The following is a 19,553-nucleotide window of genomic DNA, read 5'->3' as shown; positions in this document are numbered from 1 at the left end:
GCGTGCGGGCGGCGTGCCGGTTCATGGCCCTGGCGCGCCGGGCCCGGACGCCTTCTCCGTCGCCTTGCTTGCGGCCTGCTGCTCGATGTACTGGAGCTCGGCCAGCGAGCGCGGTTCGCCCGGGATCAGCTTCAGGCACGCGTGGTAAGCGGCGCGGGCCTCGTCGTACCGGTGCATCTCGGTCAAGGCGAAGCCTTGACCGCGCAGGGCCTTGCAGGTGGTGTCCGGTACGTTCGCGGCGGTAAAGGGGGCATCGGTCTGGGCCTCCTTGTAGTGCGCCAGGGACTCGTCCCACTGGTGCTTGCCCTGGTAGGCGAAGCCGATCTCCAGGTGGTACTGGCTGTCCATCGGCGCGCGCTCGAGCGCCTTCCGCAATTGCGCGATCGCATCGTCGTAGCGCGCCAACTCGTTGTATGCAAAACCGCGGGCCCAGTAAGCCATGGCCCAGGCGGGCCCGAGCACCAGCACCTTCTTCGGTCGCTGCGGGTTCGCGGTGCCGGGGAGCGACGCGTAGATCAGGGCGTCCTCGGCTCCGCGTGCGCTGTAGACGATCGCATCGGTGTGCGCATAGGCGGCTTCGTACCTGGCGATCACGCTGTCCAGCGGACCGTCGAGCGCCGCCATGACCTGGCCGTCGCGAACCATCTGCACGCCCTTGATCACTGACTGCACGTCGGCGTCGCCGTCCGGCGGCGTAGTGCCGGAGCCGGCGGCAGCCGTTCTGCCGGGGGCGCCGGCGCACGCGGCGAGCAGCAGCGCGATTCCCCATCCAGCCAGGTGCCTTGCAACGCGCAGCATGGTCTTCCCTCCCTGTGGACCCATCACGGGCGGCCCGGCGCGGGCCGCCCTCACGCCTCGGTGTCTGGCCGGCGGGCTACTTCTCCAGCGCCTTCACCGCGTCGAGCGTCTCCTGCACGTGCTTGTTCGGCTTGAGGTCCGAATAGACGTGGGTGATCTTGCCCGAAGGGGCGATCACGTAGGACGTGCGGTCCGACCAACCGGGCCGCATTGGCAGCAAGGCGTCGTACTCCCGGGCGATTTTTGCATTGGCATCGGCGGCGACCGGGAACTTGCCGCTGCAATGCTCGGTTTCCTTCGAGAAGTCGGCCAGCTGGTCGGTGTTGCCGGCGGTCACGCCGATCACCGTGGCGTGCATGGCCTTGAACTGGTCGATGGCCTGCGAGAACAGGTGGGCTTCGAGGTTGCAGCCGGCGGTGTGCGCGGCCGGGAAGAAGTACACCACCACCGGACCTTTCTTCAGGGCATCGGCGAGATTGAAGGTGAATGCCTTGCCCGCGAGATAGGCCGGCGCAGTGAAGTCCGGCGCCTGTGTGCCTTCCTTGAGGGCGGCGAAGGCCGGCGAGGCCAGCACGGCGGTACCGACGAGGGCGAGCGCGGCGAGCTTGAGGGGAGACTTCATGGCAGGACTCCTGGGCGGCATGGACAGACCGTTTATACGCTACAAATACGCCCGCGGATGTCGGCCGGGTGAACGGGTTTTTCGCTGTCGGGGGACGACCCGACCTTCTTCCTTGTTTGTGGCACTAACGGCATCGGCTCGCGCGCGAGCCGCGGTACGCAAGACTTCGGCAGGAACAGGGGGATTTCCGAATGAGACTGAAAGCACCTTCCAGGGCGCCGCTGCTGCACTTCGTCGATATCTACGGCCGCCGCGTGGACATCGGCGGCTCGGGGCGTCGCACGCTGCTTTGCTTCTTCCGCGACGCGGCGTGCCCGTTCTGCAATTTCCGCATCTACGAGTTGACCAACCATCACCCGGCACTGTCGGCGCTGGGGCTGGATATCGTCGCGGTGTTCACCTCCACGCCCGAGGCGGTGCAACGGTTCGTCGCACGCAAGCCGAGGCCTTTCAGCGTGATCGCGGACCCCAGTTCGAACGCGCATGAAACCTACGGGATCGAGCGGTCGCTGTGGCGCAAGCTCAAGGGCATCGTCACGCGGGTGCCGACCCTGATCAAAGGTCTGCGCATCGTCGGCCTGGCGGGTCTGAACACCACCAACCTGATGCCGGCCGATTTCCTTATCGACGAGGACGGCAACATCGTCGAGGCTTATTACGGCGGTGATGCGGGCGATCGCATTCCGCTGGAGCGGGTGGAGCTGTTCCTGGCGCGGGGCATGCTCGCCCGGGCCGGGGTAAAGCCTGCGCAGGCGGACGTGCACTCCTGAGGCCATGTGCTGGGGCGCGAGGGGAGACGGCGGTGCCGGCTTTCCCGTGGCTGGCGGGCAGGGGTGCAGATCTTGCGAGGACCGCCGCTGTTTCCCGCAAGCCTGACCCTCACTCCAGCCCTCTCCCCGGCGGGGAGAGGGCGCTTGTTGCAGCAGGCGTTGGGCCTTGCGTCCCAGCCCAGACTCTCACATGGAGAGAGGGAGCCGTTGCGGCGCAGTTCCCTCTCTCCGGCGAGCAGGCTTACTTGTGCGGAACGAATTGCACGGCCGCTTCCACGGCGGCGGCGGAGTCCAGGATGCCGGCGCCGATGGAGTACTTGCCCTTGGGTCGGATCATCGGCCGATAGGCGGTCGCCTGCAGCAGCTTGAGGACCTGCTTGGGCTTGAGCGGCGGCAGGCACAGTTCCTTGCGTGCGCTCTGCATCAGCGCGACCGTACCGGTGACGTGCGGGGCGGCCTGGGAGGTGCCCGCGTAGCCGCTGTAGGTGGTGCCTTCGGGGACCGGCGTGGTGTCGCCGTTGTTGAGCGCCTGCCAGATGAAGCCGTCGTAGGAGATCGTTCCGGTGTTGGGATCGTCGTCCTGGTACACGCCGCCGCCGGGCGCGGCGATTTCCACCGCGTGGCCGTAGTTGGAGTAGTACGCGCGCTGGCTGGTGATGCCGGTGGACGCCACGGTGATCACGCCCGGGCAGCCGGCCGGCGTGTACTTGGCCGCATCGTCGCCGCTGTTGCCGGCAGAAACCACAACCACCGCACCCAGTGCGTTCGCCTTGGCCACGGCCTTGGCGGTGACGTCGTGCGGATTGCAGCGGCCCTCGCCGCCCAGGCTCAGGTTGATCACCTGCGCCGGATGGCGGTTGCGCGGCACGCCGTCCACCTTGCCGCCGGCGGCCCAGACGATCGCGTCGGCGATGTCGCTGGTGTAACCGCCGCAGTGACCGAGCACGCGTACCGGCAGCACCCGGGCGTGGAAGGCGATGCCGGCCATGCCCAGCGCGTTGTCGGTGATTTCCGCACCTGCGGTGCTGGCCACGTGTGTGCCGTGCCAGGAGCTGAGCTCGGGCGGATTGTTCTCGTTGGTGCAGGCCGACAGCCACGGCTCGGTGGTGGTCCAGTCACCCAGATCCCAGCCGCCGGGCACGCGGTCGTCCGTCGCGCGGCCGGAGACCAGGGCATCGGTGATGAAGTCGTAGCCCTTGTCGGCGAGGCTGGTGTCGACGTCCACGTGGCGGGTGATGCCGGTGTCCAGCACGGCGATGACCACGCCCTTGCCGTCGGCCAGGTCCCAGGCGTCGTTGACACGCGTGCCGCCGTGGTTTGCGTCGCCGAAGACGGTGACGGTGCCGTCGGGCGCCTTCAGGTCCCACTGGTAGAACGGGTAGTAGGTATCGCTGGGGCTGAAGGTCGCCGGTGCGAGGTTGGCGGGCGCCTGGATGTCGCGCACGCGGTGCAGCATCACGTCCGGTGCCACGAAGGCCACCGCCGGGTCGGCGGCGATCTGCCGGACCAGCGTCGCCGCTTCGCTGCTGTCGAGCTTGCGTGAGGTGCGCACCAGATCCGCGCCAGTGGCCAGCTTGCGCTGGTAGGCAGCCTGCACGCCCGAGCTGCGGCCGCCGGCGGCGGTCGCGCGGTTCAGGCCCGCCCGGCTGATCGCCGCACCGACGTTTTGCAGCAGCGCCGCATGGTCGGTGCGTTCGGTGCTGCCGTCGCGGTAGGTGACGATGAAGCGGTCGTAGTGGCCATTGGGCGCCAGGCTACTGACGTCGTAGCGCGTGCCGCCCGGTCCCGATGGCGCGGCGGCGTGGGCGGAGAGGGACAGGGCAAGGGCGATGGAGGCGCCCAGCAGCGCCTTGATCGCGTAACGGTGTGTCATGCGGTGGTCCTCCGGTGGTGGGCGCCAGACGTGCGGCGCATCGAGCGACGACAGCGCCGGATGGCGCTGTCCTGTCACAGGCAACCTCGGAGCCGGAGAACCCCTGCCTCCAGCCAAACCCTGCCGCGGCCTCCCCGCGGACAACGGGCATGGACACTAGGCACACGCTTGTGGGGCCCTCGTGAAAATCGGCGATGGCGGTGCGACAGGCGCCCACTGTCCGCCACTGCGGGCGTGGCATGGAGGTGTCCCTGCGGCATGCGGCGAGCACGCTCTGCCTGCATGCGCGTTGCCATGCTGGCGCCAACTCCGCGGGAGCGACGGCGTGCGCAATCTCGATTTCAGTTCCTGGCACGCGCTGTGGCCGACCTTGTTCGGCCTGGTGCTGGTCACGCTGCTGGGCGTGGGCATGCGCCTGCTCGCGATGCAGGCCGTGCAGCGTCGCCCGCAGCGCGAAAACCGGCAGATCAACGAGCGGCTGCGTACGTTGATGGCCGCGTACAAGACGCTGGGTGGGTCCTTCACCGGTGATCTGGCGGTCGATCCCACGCACCTTCGTCACCTGTGCCAGCGCGCCGGATCGACGGAGGGCGAGGGCGCCAGCTCGGATCGCTCGCGGCGCATCCGCGACGCGGTCGAGGCGGCGCTCTCGGACATCCTGCTGCTGGGCACCGACGAGCAGGTCCGGCTGGCTGCCCGTGCCGCCAACGAACTGGCTGCCGGGCGGCCGGTGCATACGGCGGAGCTGGTGGTCTCGTTGCGTGATTTCGTCCGTCACGCACTGGACCTGCCGCCCATCCCGGCCGGGCTGGTGCTGCCAAAACAGGGGCCGACCCGCCCCTCGCCGGCCAAGGGGCGCGGCGACGGTGGCGGCAGGGACGCCCCCGGCAAAGGTGGCGGCGGGGGGCTGGGCGGCATGGCCGCTGGTGGCGGCGGGCTTGCGCTGGGCGATCACGCGGGGCATGACGAGGCCGACGCCGGGCACCTTTCATAGGGGGCTTCAGCCCTCCGGTGCGGATTCGCGAGCGGTGGGCTGAAGCTCACCCTGCGAGGGTTTTTATCGCGCTGCCGAGCTCTTCCATTATTGCTGTGGCATGGCGCCAGACTCGGGCGTATCGTGGCGCGCGCGCATACCCCCGTATGCGTACTTGCGTGGACGCTCGTCGGCCTGATCGACGGCGGCGCTCACAGGGGGACGCGGTCACCCAACCGATTCACGGATGGAAGGAGACCGTTTATGAAGACTCGACTGCTCATCGCCCTCGCGGCGATGACGTTTGCCACCTGCGCGATGGGGGCGACCCCTGTCACGCTGAAGTTGCAAAAGGGCACCACCACCGTACCCCACACCACCCCCGTGGGCGGCGCGCCGCTCACGAGCCTGGAGCAGGATCCGGCGATGGCGGCGGGCGATGCCGATTCGGGCGATGGCGAGGACGACCTGGGCGGCGAGCCGGTGGTCAACCGCACGCTCCACCACGGCCACCACGGTGGCCTCAACAGCATGGGGCACGCCACGCGCGCGAAGTCTCACCCTGAACTGAAGGATGGTTTCGAGGGGCTGAACTTCCACGACCAGCGTTATGCCAACGGTGGCAACCAGTTTTCCGTGGAGCCGCCGGACCAGGGGCTGTGCGTCGGCAACGGCTTCATCGTGGAAAGCGTGAACGACGTGCTGGCGATCTACGACCGCGCGGGCAACGAGCTGGTCGGTCCGGTCGATCTGAACACGTTCTACGGCTACCCGGCGGCGATCAATCGCACCACCGGGGCCTACGGCCCGAGCATCACCGATCCCTCGTGTTACTACGACGCCGATACCCGCCGCTGGTTCCACATCGTGCTGACGCTTGATCGGGCCGGCACCAGTTCGGCGCTCTCGGGCACCAACCACCTGGACATCGCGGTCAGCCAGACGGCCGATCCGACCGGAGCCTGGACGATCTACCAGTTGCCGGTGCAGAACAACGGCAGCGACGGCACGCCGGACCACGGATGCACCGCCGGCTTCTGCCTGGGCGACTACCCGCACATCGGCGCCGACGCCAACGCGATCTTCCTGACCACCAATGAGTTCGCGCTGTTCGGTCCGGGTTTCTACGGCGCGCAGATCTATGCGATCTCCAAGCGCGCGCTGGTGGCGGGTGATGCCTCGCCCAACGTGGTGCTGTTCAACGCCGGCGACCCGAGCGTGCGGGCGCCGGCATTCACCGTCTGGCCGGCCATTTCCAGCGGCGGACAGTACGCCGGCGCCCATGGCGGCACCGAATACCTGCTGAGCTCCGACGCGGTGTTCTACGACGAAGGCACGTCGAACACGATCTGGCTGTGGTCCGTATCCCACACCAGCGCGATCGACAGTGCGCCCATGTCGCTGACGCTGGACGTGTCGGCAGTGGGCGTGCAGACCTACGCGGTACCCACCAGCCTGGCGCAACAGAAGCCCGGCGACGCGCCGCTGCGCGATTGCTTCGCACTGACCGGTTGTGCGCCCACGTACCTCGGTTATCCGAACATCGTGTACTCCACGCCGCGCGCGCTCGCGGTCAACGACTCGCGCATGCAGCAGGTCAGTTTTGCCAACGGCAAGCTGTGGGGCACGCTGGACACCGACGTGCTGCTGGGAGATGGCAGCCATGGATCGGGCGTCGCCTGGTTCGTGATCGATCCGAAGTCCGGCGGCGTGTTCGCCAACGGCACGCTCGCGCTGCCTGACGCCAACCTCACCTACGGCACCTCGGCGGTGACCCAGAGCGGTCGCGGCGTGATCGCCTTCACCGTGGTGGGGCCGAACGACTGGCCCAGTGCCGGCTACGCCAGCTTCGATGCCAAGCATGGGGCGGGCGACGTGCACATCGCCGCCGCCGGCGCGGCGCCGTGGGACGGCTTCACCGGCATTCCCTACCTGGGCGACAACCGTCCGCGCTGGGGCGACTACGGTGCGGCGGCGGCCGAGGGCAACACCATCTGGACCGCCTCGGAGTACATCGCGCACGCCTGCACGCTGGCGCAGTACCTGACACCGCCGTTGTTCCAGTGCGGCGGCACGCGTGGTGCGCTCAGCAACTGGTCGACGCGCATTTCCCGGCTCCAGCTCTGAGCCAGGGTCGCCGATGACGGGCGCGGTGGAAGCTCCACCGCGCCCGTTTCGTTTTCGTTGGCGACCACACACCCGGACCACGCGAACTTGGCAGGGGGTTCACGTAGGCCGTCGATACTGGTCGCGAACCGAAGCGGGCTCGACGCTCGGCACGACGGTCGGGCATGGGGACTTCGGTATTCGTTCTGCTGCTGGCAAACCACCTGTCGCAAGGAGGGATCACGCATGAACGCATTCCAGGAAGTCGCCGCACATTGCGAAGCGAAATGGGGCCGGCTGTCCGCGCCGGTGGATCCGGAGGAGACGCGCATCCGCATGCGGGCCCAGTCGGCGCTCTCCGGTGGCGAGCTGGGCCAGTGCCCACCGCTGGATATCCGGCAAGCGCGGGACGTGCTGGCCTGGTACGCGCCGCAGTATTAGGTGAAGCGGACGAGGGCCGGGGGGCAGTTCAGTTCACCCCGGTCCCCGGCGCCGGGTGCGCCGGGGTGGCCTGCCTGAGCGCGTGGACAGCCAGCTGCTGCCGGCCGTTGATGCCGGCGCGCTCGAAGATATTGTGCAGGTGCGTTTTCACCGTGGTCGGGCTGATGCCCATGCGCCGGCCAATCTCCTTGTTGCTCAGGCCCTGCGCGACCCAGCGCACGATCTCGCGCTGGCGGTCGGTCAACGGAGCCATGCCCGGCGCGGGCCACTGGTCCATGCACAGCAGGTGCCGCAGGTCAGCCAGCGCGGCGGCCATCAACGCGCGCGGGATCCAGGAATCGCCACCATGGACGGCGAGAATCGCCTCACGCCACGTCGTGACAGGCGCATGCCGCGACAGGCAGCCATGGGCGCCCAGCTTCACCGCGGCGAGAATCTCCGGCCGGGCCAGCGTGTCCGCGTACATCACCATCCTTGGCGCGCTTGGCCGGGCCAGCAGGCGACCGAGCAAGCCGGGACAGGCATCAGCCCAGCACGCTTCGACCACCGCAATGGCTGGCCGATGGGAGGCGACCAGCAGCGACAGGTGCTCCGGCGAACCACTTTCACCAACGACCTGCAACCCTTCGACGCGCCCGAAACCGGCGGCCAGGGCCTGACGGATGGCGGGGTCCGGCCCGCCGAGCACGATGCTGATCACGCGGCCCTCCCGCGATCCCGCGTTTTCCTGCGGAGGATTGAAGCGCCGCCGTGAGCGGGGCGTGTTCACTCCGCCCCGGGCTGCAGCCCACCACCGCGGCAGCCCCGGGTACGAGCCCGATCGATCGTCGCGGCATGCCATGGGTCGGCCGGTCCGTCTACTCCGATCGGAGTATTCATCCGTTCTGGCGCGCGCCGCATGCTGCGCTCCCCCGCTGCGGCGGTTCCCCGGGAGTACACGCTCATGAAGACCCTGCTCATGAAGTCCAGGCGCCTGTTCGCCATGCTGCTGCTGGCTCTCCTGCTGACCCTGGTTGGGGCCGCGCCCGCATGGGCTGCGACGGCCGTGACCTACACCGGCCAGGGCTTCAGCTTCGACGGCAACACGCACAACCTGCAGGACGAGCGATGTGGCCTGACCGGTCAGAACGATGCCGACGACGGCGGCACCGGCCTGTTCGCCAACTGGAACGGAACGGGTCAGCCCTACCAGTCGGGGCAGGGTTACCTGGTCTGGGTGCTCACCGCCAATGGCGCGGTGTCCGCGACGTTGACCCTGCCCGATCGCACCGTGCAGATGATCAAAGTGGGCGGCACCTTCAAGTACGCCAGCAAGTACTACCGCTACAACAAACTCGTTGGCCTGCCGGTCACGGCCACCTACGAGGGTGATGTCAGGAACGGAAACGTCCAACTGGTCGTCAGCCATGGCTGCCAGCCGATGAAGACGCCGGGCGCATGGTGCTCGCCGGGCTTCTGGAAGAACGCCTCGCAGGATGCCTGGAACCTGGTCGGCGTGGACAAGTACGCCGACTTCAATGACACCGTCGTGCCGAGCTTCTACATCACGCCATCTGCCGCGCAGCCGACGCTGTGGCAGGTGCTGACCACCCCCGGCGGCAATACCTTCGGTTCGGCGAAGCCGCCTTACAACTTGAACGCCTACAAGGCCACGGCTGCGTATCTCACCAGCCGCATTCCGGGGTATCACTTCGCTCCGAAACAGGTCGGCAACGAATGCGCCTGCCCGATCGATAATCACGGCAACTACAAGGTGCCGCTCGACTGAGGACCGTCCGCGGTCGACTCAAGCCCTCGGCCCAGGGGCCGGGGGCTTGTACATGTCAGGAGCCGACGCGCTCCGTCCCGTTTTTGTCTTACCATCACGCGATGGACACTTCCCCTGCGATAGCGCACAGGACACGCGGCAGCCTCGCCTGCGTCGGCATGGGCATGACCCTCGGTTCCCACCTGACGCCGCTGGCGCGTAGCCACATCGAGCAGGCTGACGTGGTGTTCGCCGGACTTTCCGACGGCATCGTCGAGAAGTGGCTGGAGCGCATGCACCCTGATGTGCGCAGCCTCCAGCCGTATTACCGCGAGGGCAAGTCGCGCCTTAAGACCTATCGCGAGTGGGTCGAGTTGATGATGGTCGAAGTGCGCGCAGGCAAGCGCGTGTGCGGAGTGTTCTACGGACACCCGGGTATTTTTGCCTGGTCGCCGCACAAAGTCATCGAGGTGGCGCGTGCGGAGGGATTCGAAGCTCACATGGAGCCGGGCGTCTCTGCCGAAGACTGCCTTTATGCGGACCTGGGCATCGATCCGGGCCGTTTCGGCTGCCAGCATTTTGAGGCAAGCCAGTTGCTGTTCTACGAGCGGCGGATCGATCCGACCGGTTACCTCGTCCTTTGGCAGGTCGCGTTGGTCGGTGATCGATCGCTCGGTCGCTTCGCGACCGGGCCGGCCTATCGCCAGTTGCTGGTCGATCTGCTGGTTAAGGATTATCCGCCCGAACATGAAGTAATTATCTACCGGGCGGCCACGCTTCCGATCGAGAGGCCCCGTGCCAGGCGTGTGGCCTTACGCGACCTGGCCCTGTCGCCGCTGACTGCCGAGGAAACGGTGGTGCTTCCCCCTGCCATGCCGCTCAAGCCCAACGTGGCCATGCAGGCGTATCTGGAAAAACTGGATGCATTGGAGCGAGTCGAAAAAATCGCATAATGGTCGGGTGCGAATGCAGCAGGGGGCGGTTCGCTGAGCGATACGCACGACGAAGGCTTTAGTTACCGTCAAACGCAGGGGGAATCACAAATGACCGACACTATCGAGCTATTGGAAGCGATTGGCCGCGACGCCTCTCTGCGGCACGCGCCGGGAGAAGAGCTGGCGCAGCGGCTCGACGGGGCACAGGCATCCGCGGCGCTGGTTGCGGCGGCCGCATCGGGCGACAGCTCGGTACTGTCGGTGGAATTCGGGCAACTGCCCAACCAGGTGCCGCAGGTCAATCAGATGCCTGCCCGCGAAGATGACGAACCGATGGAGGAGGAGCCGCTCGACGTCCCGCCTCTTGGCAGTAAGTCGTAAGTCATCCAGGGTGTAGGTTATGTCCCGGCCATCAAGCCGTGGCCGTGTCTGGCTCGCGGGGGCAATCCTGGCCTGGTGCCTGCTTGCGCAGGTCAGCCAGGCCGACTCGCCAGCCATGAATCCCGGCGTGTTTCTCGAACAGGCCGAGGCTCTGCGTACCCGGGACCATCCGCGATTTGTCGTGATGCTGGACCGGATTCATCGCGAGGCACCGAACCTCACTCCGGCTCAACAATGGCATCTGCGGTATCTCGATGCCTGGGAGGCCATGTTCGAAGGCGACTACACTGCCTCCGAAACGCAGTTGCGCGAGATCATCGACCGTTCCGGCAACGACGTGCTGGCCGCGAAGGCATCGGGGCTGCTTCTCAACAATCTGGCGCTCAACCGGCGCTACGAAGACGCATTCACCTTGGCCAACCGCCTGGCCGCGGGCTTGGACCAGGTCAAAGATCCACAGGCCCGATTCTTGCTACAGTCGGATCTGTCGCAGATGCTCAGTCTGGCAGGCCAGATCGACCTGGCAATCCAGTACGCGCACATGGCCGAACAGGCCGTTCCTCCGGGTGAAAACCTGTGCCGACCGCTCTCGAGGGAGGTCGCTGCGCTATACAACGGGAAGCGGCTGACCTCGACCAGTCAGGAACTTCAGCGTGCCATCGAAAAGTGCGACGCCACTGACCAGCCGGCCTTTAGCAACAGCATGCAACTGGTCTTGGTCAACCTCTATATCGAAGAGGGAAAGCCATCCATGGCCCTCGCGCTGCTTGATCGGCTCTCTGCCAGTATTCGTACCAGCGCATACTATCCGCACATACTGTCCGCCAAGGTGCAACGCGCGCAAGCACTGGCCGCCCTCGGCCGTGACAAAGACGCTAGAGCCGCAGCCCTCGTCGCGGTCGCCATGGCGAAGCCCGGAAGCATCGACCAGGCGCTGGCCGAAGCCTACAAGGTGCTCTATCGAACCGAGAAGAGGCTGGGCAACGCCGCGGCGGCGTTGTCCTTTTACGAACACTACGTCGTCCAGGACAGGGGCTATCTCGATGACATCAGTGCGCGGACGCTGGCCTACGAAGTAGCCCGGCAACACATGTTGGCGCAGAAACTGGAGACAGAGCGACTAAGTAAGCAGAACAAGATTCTCCGCTTGCAGCAGGCTCTGGACACCAAAGCCGTCGAGACCAGCCGCCTCTACAATGTCCTGCTCCTTCTGGTGCTGGCGTCGATCGTCTTCTGGCTGTTCCGGCTCAAGCGCTCACAGCTGCGCTTCATGCGGCTCTCTCGACTGGATGGCCTCACCGGCATCCTCAACCACCAGCACTTCATCTGCAGGACGGAGCGCGCTCTGCAGCTACTGAACAAGAAAGTTGGCCATGCCTGCCTGATCGTGCTGGATCTGGATCACTTCAAGCTCGTCAACGACACCCATGGCCATGCCACGGGGGACACGGTGCTCAAGCGCGCCGTCGCCGCCTGCCAGCAGCAGTTGCGTCCCGTTGACCTGTTCGGCCGGTTGGGTGGCGAGGAGTTCGGCATCCTGCTGTACGAGTGTTCGCGCGAGCAGGGCATGGACATCGCCAATCGCATCCGTGCGGCGATTCTCGAGTCGCCCGTCAGCAAGGATGGGTTCGAGATTACGATATCGGCCAGCGTCGGGCTGGCGTCTACCGCCACGTCCGGCTACGGCGTACAGCGGCTTTGCAGGGAAGCCGACGCGGCGCTCTATCGCGCCAAGCGTGCGGGCCGCAACTGCGTCATGGGCGATCTGGAAGTCGCCAACGCCCTGGTCCAGGCCTGACCGGTCCGACAGCGCGGGCGCCAATGACCGATACCTTTGACATGGCCTGACTTGTGGCAGATTGCCGCGCCGGTCTCAGTCGGTACGGTGCACGGGACGACGCCGGCCTCGCGTGGAGGGAACCATGAGGAAACACGCAATCCTGCGCTGGCGCCTGGGATTCGCCATCCTGGCGACGCTGGTGGAGCTGGCCAACCTCGGCTGGGAGCATGCCCACGGCGGCATTGCCACGCACCACCTGTTCGCACGCGTAGACCTTCCCGGCATATCGAACGCATGGAGTGCCCTGCTGGTGCCTGCGCTGGCCTGGTTCCTCACCGGGCGAATCCAGCGTCGGATCGAGGGACATCCGGAGAGCGCAAGGCTGTCCGTCTATCGGACGATCGTGGTGGGCTTCGTCGTGGGCCTGCTGTTCGGTATCGGTATCGCGGTGTCGTTCACGGGCGGGTACGAGACATTCCTGTCCTGGTGGTTCCAGGGAATGATCGTGCTGGCCTTGCTGTTGCCGGGCTACCGGGCCGAGTGCCTGCTGGGGTTCGTGCTGGGCATGATGCATGCCTTTGGCGCGTTGTTGCCGACGCTGGTCGCTTCGGTGATCGCGCTCGCCTCGGCCATCCTGCACCTGGTCGTGCGCCCGTGGCTTGCGCGTCTGTGGGTACGCCTCAAGGGCCGTCGATCGCCAGCGATCTGAGCATCGCCTAGCGCCGCGTCGCCAGCACGCCATCCAGCGCCAGTTGCGCCTTGAAGCCGGCCTTTTCCAGACGCTTTGCCACTTCGCGCGGCACGTCGCGGCCGCTGGTGAGCTTGTTCGGGCTGCCGGTGTAGTGGAACAGGCGCCCGCCACGGCGCAGCACGCGGGCGAGCTGGTCGTAGAACGCCTGTGAATAGAGCTCGCCGGCGATGCCGAAGCGCGGTGGGTCATGCAGCAGTGCGTCCACTGAGGCGTCGGCCAGTTGCGCGATGGCGACCGACACGTCGGCGTGGGCGAGCTGCAGCCGGCCACCGCTGGCGGGCGCGTCGGGGTCCGGCGACCACGGGTTGAAGGTGCGCAGCCACAGTACGTCGATGTTTTTTTCGAACGAATGGATGCGTGCCGCGCCGGCTTCGAGGCAACCGGCCGCGAAGTAGCCCAGTCCCCCGCAGGTGTCGAGTACCACCTTGCCGCGTGGTTCGACCAGCGCCACCTTGCGCCGTGCGTCCTCGACCGGCGACGCCTTCGAGGTCGGCAGCATCTTGATGCCGTCGATCTCGAAGGTGGGTGCGCCCCACTCGGTGGGCACCAGCTTGATCAGCGAACCGGAGAAGCGCGAAACGGGTGCGAAGGCCTCGCTATCCCAGTAGTAGATCGTGCGGTCCTTAAGTTTCGCCGGATATGGGTAGCGTGCGTCCTGCCATTGCCAGGCGTCCGCCTGTAGATGTGCGTTCGAGCGCGAGCGGTCGAGGTCCAGTGATCCCGTCCACGTATCGGCGCCGGCGTCGCGTGCGGCGACCAGCGCCTCGGCGACAGGACGGGTGAGCAGGGGGCCGTGGTAGTGGGGCATGAAGGGCGGCTCCTGGCGCGCGGCAGTCGCGAAGTGGAGCGCGACCATAGCGAATCGGTGGGGTGTCGGCCATGCCCCGATCCGCCTGGGCGGGTGGTTGCAGCTGGATGGAAGAGGACCTTGCATTCGGCGGGCGTGTGGCTTGGCGCAAGCTCGGCCCCTCATCCCAGCCCTCTCCCCGCGGGGGAGAGGGAGCCAAGGCCTCGGCGCATCTCCCTGTCCTGGACCAGGAGGCCGCGCCTCTCGCGAACGAGACAGCGTCTCAAGCCCCGCCCAGCTTCCCGATCACCTTGTCCAGGCTCTGCTCCAGCTCGTCGATACCGGCCCATGGATCCTTGCGCAGCCGCTTGAGCCGGGCGGGCAGGGAGTGGATGTCGAACTGTGCGCCGCTCTTGATCTTGCCCAGCTCTTCCCAGCGCAGCGGCACCGCGACCGGTGCGCCTGGGCGCCCGCGCAGCGAGTAGGAGGCCACCGCGGTGGCGCCGCGACCGTTGCGCAGGTAGTCGACGAATATCTTCTGGTGGCGGATCGACTTGGTGCTGACCGCGACGAACTCCATCGGATGGATCCCCGCCAGCGCGCCGGCGAACCCCTGCGCGAACTGCTTGACCGTGGCCCAGTCCGACGGCGGGTTGAGCGGCACCACGACGTGCAGTCCCTTGCCGCCGGTGGTGCGCAGGAAGGATTCAAGCTCCAGGTCGGCCAGCAGCTTGCGCACCAGCCGGGCGGCAGCGACCACGCGCTCCCAGCTCACGTCCGGACCGGGGTCCAGGTCGAACACCACGCGGTCGGCGAGGTCCGGCGTAGCGACCCTGGCGCCCCAGGGATGGAATTCCAGCGTGCCGTACTGCACCAGCTCCATCACCGACTCGGCGGACTGCGGATAGAGATAGATGGCGGCGGCGCCGGTTTCCTCCTTGAGCTTCACGCTGCCGACGTATTTCAGGCCGCCGGAAGGGATGTGCTTCTGGAAGAACGACGGTTTATCGATGCCGTCGGGATACCGGATGATCGAGGTGGGCCGGTCGATCACGCCGGGCAGGAACCAGTCCATCACCGTGCGGTAGTAATTGACCACGTCCTGCTTGGTATAGCCGTCGGTCGGATACACCACGCGTTCGGGGTGGGTGATGGCGATGCCCGCGGGTGCCGCGGCCTTGCCAGCGGATCTCTTGCGCGCGGACGCCCTGGGCCGCGGGGCGGCAGGCGTGGGCGTCGCCCGGTCGCTGTCGCGCAGGTCGGCGGGCGTCTTGTCCGCGCGCATCGTCTTCAGGCTCGGCTGGCGCAGCAGGCCCTGATTGCCGATGCCGCGGTGATTCACCTCGGCCACGGCCGTGGGCTCGATCCACTTGACCCCGCGCGGCGCGTCTTCGGGATTGCGTACGGTGGGCTTGCTGCCGCCGCCGGTCGCGAGCGTGCGGCTGAGGTCCAGCAGCTGCCGGTGGCTGAAGCCGCTGCCAACCTGTCCCATGAAATGCCAGCCGCCTTCCGCAGCCGGCTTTGCCAGCAGCAGCGCACCGAAGCCCTGGCGCCCGCCCTTGGGCGCGGTGTAGCCGACCACCGCGAATTCGTCCGACTCCACGCGCTTGATCTTCAGCCAGTCATCGCCGCGACCGGCGCGATAGCCGGAATCGACGCGCTTGCTGAGGATGCCCTCGAGCTTCTGCGCACAGGCCATGGCGAACACCTGGTCGCCGTTGCCCACCACATGGGTGCTGTAGGAGAGGTGCGCGGGTGGATCCTGCAGCAACGCCTCCAGGATCCCCTTGCGCGCGTGCAGCGGCGTGCGGGAGAGGTCGTAGCCCTCCAGGAAGGGCAGGTCGAACAGCATGTACGCGAGCGGCGCGTTGGCCTCGCCGGAGAGCGTCTTCTGCAGCGCGTTGAAATCGGCCTGACCATCCGCGCTCAGCGCGATCAGTTCGCCGTCGAACCGGGCCGAATCCAGGCCCAGCGATTCGATCGCCTGGCGGATGTCGGGGATCTTGTCCGACCATGACAGACCGTTGCGCGACCACAGCTCGACCTGGCCCTTGGCCACGGTCGCGAGGATGCGGTAACCATCCCATTTCACCTCGTGCAGCCACTGCTCGCCGCTTGGCGGGTTCTCGCGCAGGATGGCCAGCTCGGGAGCGAAGAACCCGGCGCTTGCCTTTGCCTTCTTTGCGCCTTCCGCGGCGGCGGCGAGCTTGCCTGCCTTGCTGGCGTGGTGGCCGGCGGCCGGCACCTTCTTGCGCTTGCGGGTGTCCAGCGTTGCGGCCACTTCCTTCGCGCCGCCGGAGCGGCCGGCGGCAGCCCGGGTGCTGGCGATCATGCGCGCATCGAGCAGGTCGTCGGCCTCGACGTCGCTGGCGTAGGCGTCCTTGTCGTGCATGAGGAACCACTGCGGCTGTTTCGCCGGCTTGCCGCTGCGCACCAGGTGCCAGCTGCCCTTGAGCCGGGTGCCGAACAACTCGAAGCGCAGGTGGCCTTTCTCCAGCTGCGCCTCCGGATCGTACGGCGTCGACCACACGCCGCTGTCGAACGTGTCGACGTGGCCGCCGCCGTAGGCGCCCGCGGGGATGTCGCCCTGGAACTTGGCATAGGAGATCGGGTGGTCCTCGACTTCCACGGCCAGGCGCTTGACGTTCGGGTCGTAGCTTGGGCCCTTTGGGCAGGCCCAGGATTTGAGCGTGTCGCCGACCTGCAGCCGGAAGTCGTAATGCCGCCGGCTGGCGTGATGCAGCTGCACGACAAAGATCGGCCGCCCGCCCTGCGCCGCCGAACCCTCGGAGCGCGGCTCCGGCGTCGTATCGAAACGCCGCTTGCGGTCGTATTCCCTGAGGCTCAAGCGATGGCTCCGCGACAATGCCCAGGTCGTTGTGGCACCCGCGTCGTGAATCCGCGGTAGAGCAACGACAGTCCCATGCCAAAGCGGCCGCCCGGCCGCGTTGCAGGACCAACGGCACTTAGTGGCCACGGCGCAGGACGGCAAAGTGGCGTACACCCTTCCATCGACTGGATCTGCCATGCGCTTATTGCTTGTCGCCGCCGTGCTCCTTACCGGGCTTGTCGCTCCGGTATCGCGCGCGCAGGCTGCCCAGACCCGCCATGACGCCATCATCAACGGCGTCCGTCTTACTTACTGGACCTCGCGCCCGATCGCGCCGACCGACGTGCCGGTGGTGTTTCTGCACGGCGGGCCGGGCTACAACTCCTACAGTTTCCGCATGACGGCCGGCAAGGCGCTGGAGGCACGCTATCCGATGGTTTACCTGGACGAGCGCGGCAGCGGCGAGAGCGAGCGGCCCTGGCGCGGGGACTATGCGCTGGCGACCCAGGTGGAAGACATCGAAGGACTGCGCCGGCAACTGGGCGTGAAGCGGATGGTGCTGGCCGGGCACAGCTTCGGCGGCACGCTTGCGGTGGAGTACGCGCAGACTCACCCGCAGCGCGTGGCGCGGCTGATCCTGATCGACGCGGCGGTGGACCTGCCGGGTGCGCTGGAGAGCTGGATGCATACGCTGGCCAGCCAGTTCCCCGCGGCGTACGCGGCGGCCGAGCGATCCGACGCCGGCAAGGCGCTGCGCGCCGTCGCCCCCGGCGATACCTGCGCGCTGGCCCACGCGCGGTTGGCTTTCGTCGGCGCCGGCATGGCCACGTTGCCGGACGGGCACGCGTTCCACGATCGCCAGCAGTTCCACGTGATGGCCGCCAAGCAGGAGCAGGAGCGCCTGGATGCGCAAAGCGGCCTGCGCAACACCGGCGAGATCGGCGCCGCACTGATGGCGCCGGAATCGAATTTCATCTGCTATTCGGTGCGCCACCCCGAGCGCCTGGACATGCCCACGCTGGTGCTCGTCGGGGCGCATGACGGGGCCGTGGGCGTCGCGCCGCAACGCGCGCTGGCCGCGCGCCTGCCGCACGCGACGCTGGTGGTGCTTCCCGGCAGTGCGCATTTCACCTACCAGGAAGAACCGGACGCCTTCCTTAAGGCCGTGAACGGGTTCATGCAGGGCCACTGAAGACGCTTGCATCGACGGCGGTGGCGCGGGGCCGCATCGCGGCCCCCGCGCGGTGGGACGTGTGATCCCGCCAATGCGTTGCCCGAGATCGCCTCAGCGCCCCTTCTTTTTCTCGTTCAATGGCCTCGGCGGTTGGCCGGGATGGCCGGCCTCCCTGACCGAGAACGACGACTTGCGGTAGCGCGCCGTGTCCTCGACTTTGGGTTTGGGGCGATCGCCGCCGTAGATGTCGTGCAACTCGGCGACGGAAACGGGTTGTTGCTTGTGCGGCATGGAGCGCTCCTTGCAGCGGTATGACGGGAGGCCGTACGCGGTGGTCGGCCGCAGTCCTCCGGTGGGACGCTCGAAGCGTCGCTCCAACCATGCGCCCGTGGGTGTTAGAAACTGGTCATCCCGTCGCGCGGCGGCGTTCGCGGCGAGTGCGATGGGGTCGTGGCGGGCGGATCACGCCTCGATGCGCCCGTGCTAACGCACGTTCTCCTAGCCTGCCCTGGCGGATACGGGAGCCACCGGATTCCTGCTCCGCCATGGCCACGAGATCCGGTTCGCGACAGGAGGGCCCATGCGTCCCGATCAGCAAAAACTCCATGCACAACACAAGGAAGGCCTGAAGAACGACGCCAAGGACATCGAGAACCGGCGCCAGCCCCAGGCCGCCTCCAAACAGGGTTTCCACGAGGAAGCCAGCGGACAGGGGATCGTGCGCCGGCACGACGGCGACCGCGACACCCGTCGCGGATAAGCGCCCGCAGGGTGGGCGTCAGCCCACCGCTCGAATGGCCGAAAGGCGGCAGGCCGAAGCCCACCCTGCGAAAAGCGGAGAACCGGGTGCTCAGTCCCGATCGGGCGCGCCGAGCGGAAAATAACCGCGATAGGGACGCGCTTCGTCGACCGCGCGTGCGAACGATGGCCGTGCAAGCAGGCGGGCACGGTAGGCGTGCAGGTTGGCGAACCCCGGATCGATCGGGTGGGTCCAGTCGGCGTAGAAGAGGAATGGTGCAGCGGCGCAGTCGGCGAGGCTGAAGCTGCCGGCGACCCATTCGCGGCCCGCCATGCGCCGGTCCAGCCAGGCATACGTGGTTTCCAGCATGGATCTGGCCTTCTGCACGCCATGGTCATCCTGGCGGCCTTCCGGGCGGAGCTTGTCGAGCACGACTTTCTGCTGCGGCGTGGAAACGTAGTTGTCGAACACGCGGTCGAGCATGCGCACTTCCATCGCTGCCTTCGGGTCCGCTGGAACCAGCCGCATCGGACCGGGATGGTGCAGATCCAGGTATTCGACGATGCAGCTCGCCTCCAGAATCGTGCGGCCCTGGTCGATCAGCACCGGGAAACGGCGCATCGGCCAGAGCGACGCCAGTTCCTCGTTGGCGCCGGGTTCTTCCAGCGAGCGGTATTCGAAGGCGGTGCCGTTCTCGTAGAGGGCGACAAGTACCTTCTGCGAATAGGAGGAAAACGGATGGGCGTAGAGGCGGGGCAGGGTCGAGGGCATGAGTCGCTCCAGTGGGTTCGTTCCACGACGAGCCGCCACCGGAAAAATCGACACGGGAGCCTGCTGGCAGGCGGC

At 67.1% G+C, this 19,553-nt stretch carries 19 protein-coding genes; 11 read left to right on the top strand and 8 right to left on the bottom strand.

Annotated elements, in window-relative coordinates:
- Positions 1-21: 21 nt before the first annotated feature.
- Positions 22-798, bottom strand: coding sequence for a tetratricopeptide repeat protein (locus tag J7I44_RS09260; protein WP_209619342.1), 777 nt, complete (start codon positions 796-798; stop codon positions 22-24).
- Positions 799-874: 76 nt separating this feature from the next.
- Positions 875-1,420 carry a peroxiredoxin gene (locus J7I44_RS09255; protein ID WP_209619340.1) on the bottom strand — a complete coding sequence of 182 codons (546 nt, stop codon included), beginning with the start codon at positions 1,418-1,420 and terminating at the stop codon, positions 875-877.
- A 191-nt stretch (positions 1,421-1,611) separates the two neighbouring features.
- Here J7I44_RS09255 and J7I44_RS09250 point away from each other — a divergent pair, with 191 nt between their 5' ends.
- Positions 1,612-2,190, top strand: a complete 579-nt coding sequence (locus J7I44_RS09250; RefSeq protein WP_209619337.1) for a redoxin domain-containing protein — start codon at positions 1,612-1,614, stop codon at positions 2,188-2,190.
- Positions 2,191-2,431: 241 nt separating this feature from the next.
- Here J7I44_RS09250 and J7I44_RS09245 read toward each other — a convergent pair whose 3' ends face one another.
- A complete protein-coding gene (locus J7I44_RS09245) occupies positions 2,432-4,063 on the bottom strand; it encodes a S8 family peptidase (RefSeq protein WP_209619335.1) in 1,632 nt (543 codons plus the stop codon).
- 325 nt (positions 4,064-4,388) lie between these two features.
- Here J7I44_RS09245 and J7I44_RS09240 point away from each other — a divergent pair, with 325 nt between their 5' ends.
- The 3 genes from J7I44_RS09240 (at position 4,389) to J7I44_RS09230 (ending at position 7,583) form a co-directional block, all read left to right on the top strand.
- Entirely contained in the window at positions 4,389-5,057 is a 669-nt protein-coding gene (locus tag J7I44_RS09240; RefSeq protein WP_209619332.1) for a hypothetical protein, read from the top strand.
- 243 nt (positions 5,058-5,300) lie between these two features.
- Complete coding sequence (locus J7I44_RS09235) at positions 5,301-7,163, top strand: hypothetical protein (RefSeq protein WP_209619330.1); 1,863 nt, start codon at positions 5,301-5,303, stop codon at positions 7,161-7,163.
- Between the two features lie 225 nt (positions 7,164-7,388).
- The gene (locus J7I44_RS09230; RefSeq protein WP_209619328.1) at positions 7,389-7,583 is read left to right on the top strand and encodes a hypothetical protein; all 195 of its coding nucleotides are present in this window, start codon (positions 7,389-7,391) and stop codon (positions 7,581-7,583) included.
- A gap of 28 nt (positions 7,584-7,611) precedes the next feature.
- Here J7I44_RS09230 and J7I44_RS16965 read toward each other — a convergent pair whose 3' ends face one another.
- Positions 7,612-8,283: a response regulator transcription factor gene (locus J7I44_RS16965; protein WP_209619325.1), complete on the bottom strand. Its 672-nt coding sequence runs from the start codon at positions 8,281-8,283 to the stop codon at positions 7,612-7,614.
- Between the two features lie 243 nt (positions 8,284-8,526).
- Between J7I44_RS16965 and J7I44_RS09220 the strand changes: the two genes are divergently transcribed.
- From J7I44_RS09220 to J7I44_RS09200, 5 genes are all read left to right on the top strand, one after another.
- Positions 8,527-9,351 carry a hypothetical protein gene (locus J7I44_RS09220; RefSeq protein ID WP_209619322.1) on the top strand — a complete coding sequence of 275 codons (825 nt, stop codon included), beginning with the start codon at positions 8,527-8,529 and terminating at the stop codon, positions 9,349-9,351.
- Between the two features lie 101 nt (positions 9,352-9,452).
- Entirely contained in the window at positions 9,453-10,283 is an 831-nt protein-coding gene (locus tag J7I44_RS09215) for an SAM-dependent methyltransferase (protein ID WP_280921066.1), read from the top strand.
- Between the two features lie 90 nt (positions 10,284-10,373).
- Positions 10,374-10,646: a hypothetical protein gene (locus J7I44_RS09210; RefSeq protein ID WP_209619315.1), complete on the top strand. Its 273-nt coding sequence runs from the start codon at positions 10,374-10,376 to the stop codon at positions 10,644-10,646.
- A gap of 19 nt (positions 10,647-10,665) precedes the next feature.
- Positions 10,666-12,444, top strand: coding sequence for a GGDEF domain-containing protein (locus J7I44_RS09205; protein ID WP_209619313.1), 1,779 nt, complete (start codon positions 10,666-10,668; stop codon positions 12,442-12,444).
- Positions 12,445-12,568: 124 nt separating this feature from the next.
- On the top strand, positions 12,569-13,135 hold the full coding sequence (locus J7I44_RS09200; RefSeq protein ID WP_209619311.1) for a hypothetical protein: 567 nt from the start codon (positions 12,569-12,571) through the stop codon (positions 13,133-13,135).
- 7 nt (positions 13,136-13,142) lie between these two features.
- On the opposite strand, the gene J7I44_RS09195 is transcribed toward J7I44_RS09200, so the two are convergent.
- Entirely contained in the window at positions 13,143-13,985 is an 843-nt protein-coding gene (locus tag J7I44_RS09195) for a class I SAM-dependent methyltransferase (RefSeq protein ID WP_209619305.1), read from the bottom strand.
- Between the two features lie 262 nt (positions 13,986-14,247).
- Complete coding sequence (gene ligD / locus J7I44_RS09190; RefSeq protein WP_209619301.1) at positions 14,248-16,812, bottom strand: DNA ligase D; 2,565 nt, start codon at positions 16,810-16,812, stop codon at positions 14,248-14,250.
- 178 nt (positions 16,813-16,990) lie between these two features.
- Between ligD and J7I44_RS09185 the strand changes: the two genes are divergently transcribed.
- Complete coding sequence (locus tag J7I44_RS09185) at positions 16,991-17,986, top strand: alpha/beta fold hydrolase (protein WP_209619297.1); 996 nt, start codon at positions 16,991-16,993, stop codon at positions 17,984-17,986.
- Between the two features lie 93 nt (positions 17,987-18,079).
- On the opposite strand, the gene J7I44_RS09180 is transcribed toward J7I44_RS09185, so the two are convergent.
- Complete coding sequence (locus J7I44_RS09180; RefSeq protein WP_209619294.1) at positions 18,080-18,259, bottom strand: hypothetical protein; 180 nt, start codon at positions 18,257-18,259, stop codon at positions 18,080-18,082.
- Between the two features lie 289 nt (positions 18,260-18,548).
- Between J7I44_RS09180 and J7I44_RS09175 the strand changes: the two genes are divergently transcribed.
- Positions 18,549-18,728, top strand: a complete 180-nt coding sequence (locus tag J7I44_RS09175; RefSeq protein WP_209619291.1) for a hypothetical protein — start codon at positions 18,549-18,551, stop codon at positions 18,726-18,728.
- 90 nt (positions 18,729-18,818) lie between these two features.
- Here J7I44_RS09175 and J7I44_RS09170 read toward each other — a convergent pair whose 3' ends face one another.
- Positions 18,819-19,478, bottom strand: a complete 660-nt coding sequence (locus J7I44_RS09170; RefSeq protein ID WP_209619288.1) for a glutathione S-transferase family protein — start codon at positions 19,476-19,478, stop codon at positions 18,819-18,821.
- Positions 19,479-19,553 lie beyond the last annotated feature (75 nt).

The organism is Frateuria flava (assembly GCF_017837635.1).
Taxonomy (GTDB): Bacteria; Pseudomonadota; Gammaproteobacteria; order Xanthomonadales; family Rhodanobacteraceae; genus Frateuria_A; species Frateuria_A flava.
This window is presented reverse-complemented; position numbering and strand designations above follow the sequence as displayed.

What these genes read in the sequence shown, in the direction of transcription:
- J7I44_RS09260 (WP_209619342.1), bottom strand. Translation starts at nt 798, where the DNA reads ATGCTGCGCGTTGCAAGGCACCTGGCTGGATGGGGAATCGCGCTGCTG.
- J7I44_RS09255 (WP_209619340.1), bottom strand. Translation starts at nt 1,420, where the DNA reads ATGAAGTCTCCCCTCAAGCTCGCCGCGCTCGCCCTCGTCGGTACCGCC.
- J7I44_RS09250 (WP_209619337.1), top strand. Translation starts at nt 1,612, where the DNA reads ATGAGACTGAAAGCACCTTCCAGGGCGCCGCTGCTGCACTTCGTCGAT.
- J7I44_RS09245 (WP_209619335.1), bottom strand. Translation starts at nt 4,063, where the DNA reads ATGACACACCGTTACGCGATCAAGGCGCTGCTGGGCGCCTCCATCGCC.
- J7I44_RS09235 (WP_209619330.1), top strand. Translation starts at nt 5,301, where the DNA reads ATGAAGACTCGACTGCTCATCGCCCTCGCGGCGATGACGTTTGCCACC.
- J7I44_RS09230 (WP_209619328.1), top strand. Translation starts at nt 7,389, where the DNA reads ATGAACGCATTCCAGGAAGTCGCCGCACATTGCGAAGCGAAATGGGGC.
- J7I44_RS09220 (WP_209619322.1), top strand. Translation starts at nt 8,527, where the DNA reads ATGAAGACCCTGCTCATGAAGTCCAGGCGCCTGTTCGCCATGCTGCTG.
- J7I44_RS09215 (WP_280921066.1), top strand. Translation starts at nt 9,453, where the DNA reads ATGGACACTTCCCCTGCGATAGCGCACAGGACACGCGGCAGCCTCGCC.
- J7I44_RS09210 (WP_209619315.1), top strand. Translation starts at nt 10,374, where the DNA reads ATGACCGACACTATCGAGCTATTGGAAGCGATTGGCCGCGACGCCTCT.
- J7I44_RS09205 (WP_209619313.1), top strand. Translation starts at nt 10,666, where the DNA reads ATGTCCCGGCCATCAAGCCGTGGCCGTGTCTGGCTCGCGGGGGCAATC.
- J7I44_RS09200 (WP_209619311.1), top strand. Translation starts at nt 12,569, where the DNA reads ATGAGGAAACACGCAATCCTGCGCTGGCGCCTGGGATTCGCCATCCTG.
- J7I44_RS09195 (WP_209619305.1), bottom strand. Translation starts at nt 13,985, where the DNA reads ATGCCCCACTACCACGGCCCCCTGCTCACCCGTCCTGTCGCCGAGGCG.
- J7I44_RS09185 (WP_209619297.1), top strand. Translation starts at nt 16,991, where the DNA reads ATGCGCTTATTGCTTGTCGCCGCCGTGCTCCTTACCGGGCTTGTCGCT.
- J7I44_RS09180 (WP_209619294.1), bottom strand. Translation starts at nt 18,259, where the DNA reads ATGCCGCACAAGCAACAACCCGTTTCCGTCGCCGAGTTGCACGACATC.
- J7I44_RS09175 (WP_209619291.1), top strand. Translation starts at nt 18,549, where the DNA reads ATGCGTCCCGATCAGCAAAAACTCCATGCACAACACAAGGAAGGCCTG.
- J7I44_RS09170 (WP_209619288.1), bottom strand. Translation starts at nt 19,478, where the DNA reads ATGCCCTCGACCCTGCCCCGCCTCTACGCCCATCCGTTTTCCTCCTAT.